We start from the raw sequence: 1,252 nt of genomic DNA on the forward strand, positions 1-1,252 counted from the left end.
ATTCGTCAAAGATCGCCCCGGTCACGACCGTCGCTACGCCATCGACGCCACCCGCCTCGAGCGCGAGCTGGGCTGGAAACCGGCGGAAACCTTCGAGACCGGCATCCGCAAGACCGTGCGCTGGTACCTGGACAACCAGGCCTGGGTGAACAACGTCACCAGCGGCGCATACCGTGAATGGGTAGGTAAGCAGTACGCATGAACAAGATTCTTCTACTCGGCGCCAACGGCCAGGTCGGCTGGGAACTCCAGCGCGCCCTGGCGCCCCTGGCGCAACTGGTGGTCTGCGACAGGCAGCGGGCCGACCTGGGCGACCTGGCGGGGCTGGCCAGGCTGGTCGCCGAAGAGCGCCCCGACGTGATCGTCAACGCCGGCGCCTACACAGCGGTGGACAAGGCCGAAAGCGACGTCGACGCCGCCCGCCGGATCAATGCCGAGGCGGTTGCTACCCTGGCCCAGGCCGCGCGGGAAATCGATGCCTGGCTGGTGCACTACTCCACCGACTACGTCTTCGACGGCAGCGGCGAAGCGCCCTTCGAGGAAGATGCCGCCACCGGCCCCCTGGGCGTCTATGGCCAGACCAAGCTGGAAGGCGAGCTCGCCATCCGCGAGAGCGGCTGCCGCCACCTGATCTTCCGTACCAGTTGGGTCTACGCCACGCGCGGGGCGAACTTCGCCAAGACCATGCTGCGCCTGGCCAAGGAGCGCGACGAACTGCGCGTCATCGCCGACCAGGTGGGCGCACCGACCAGCGCCGAGCTGATCGCCGACGTCACCGCCCTGGCGCTGCAACGCCTCGCCCATGATACCGACCTGCGCGAGCGGGCCAGCGGCACCTATCACCTGGTAGCCAGCGGCGAGACCAGCTGGCACCGCTACGCCCAGTTCGTCATCGGCGAAGCCATCCGCCTGGGCGCCGGCCTGCGCGCCACGCCGGAGCGCATCGCCACCATCGCCACCAGCGAATACCCGCTGCCGGCGAAACGCCCGGCCAACTCGCGCCTGGCCAACGACAAGCTGCAACGCACCTTCGGCCTGGTACTGCCCGCCTGGGAGTACCATGTCCAACGCATGATCCGGGAACTGGTAGACCAGGGAGCAGTATGAAACGCAAAGGCATCATCCTCGCCGGGGGTTCCGGCACCCGCCTCCACCCGGCGACCCTGGCCATCTCCAAGCAGCTGCTGCCGGTCTACGACAAGCCGATGATCTACTACCCGCTCAGCACCCTGATGCTGGCGGGCATCCGCGA

At 67.8% G+C, this 1,252-nt stretch carries 3 protein-coding genes; all 3 read left to right on the forward strand.

Going from position 1 to position 1,252, the window contains the following annotated elements; all coding sequences use genetic code 11:
• A partial coding sequence (locus DK254_RS03125; protein ID WP_177412021.1) for a GDP-mannose 4,6-dehydratase occupies positions 1–202 on the forward strand: 202 nt, incomplete at its 5' end.
• A complete protein-coding gene (gene rfbD / locus DK254_RS03130; protein ID WP_109932149.1) occupies positions 199–1,107 on the forward strand; it encodes a dTDP-4-dehydrorhamnose reductase in 909 nt (302 codons plus the stop codon). The genes DK254_RS03125 and rfbD, both read left to right, overlap by 4 nt.
• A partial coding sequence (locus DK254_RS03135) for a sugar phosphate nucleotidyltransferase (RefSeq protein ID WP_256595808.1) occupies positions 1,104–1,252 on the forward strand: 149 nt, incomplete at its 3' end. The genes rfbD and DK254_RS03135, both read left to right, overlap by 4 nt.

It is taken from the genome of Pseudomonas sp. RW407 (assembly GCF_003176655.1).
Classification (GTDB): domain Bacteria; phylum Pseudomonadota; class Gammaproteobacteria; order Pseudomonadales; family Pseudomonadaceae; genus Pseudomonas; species Pseudomonas delhiensis.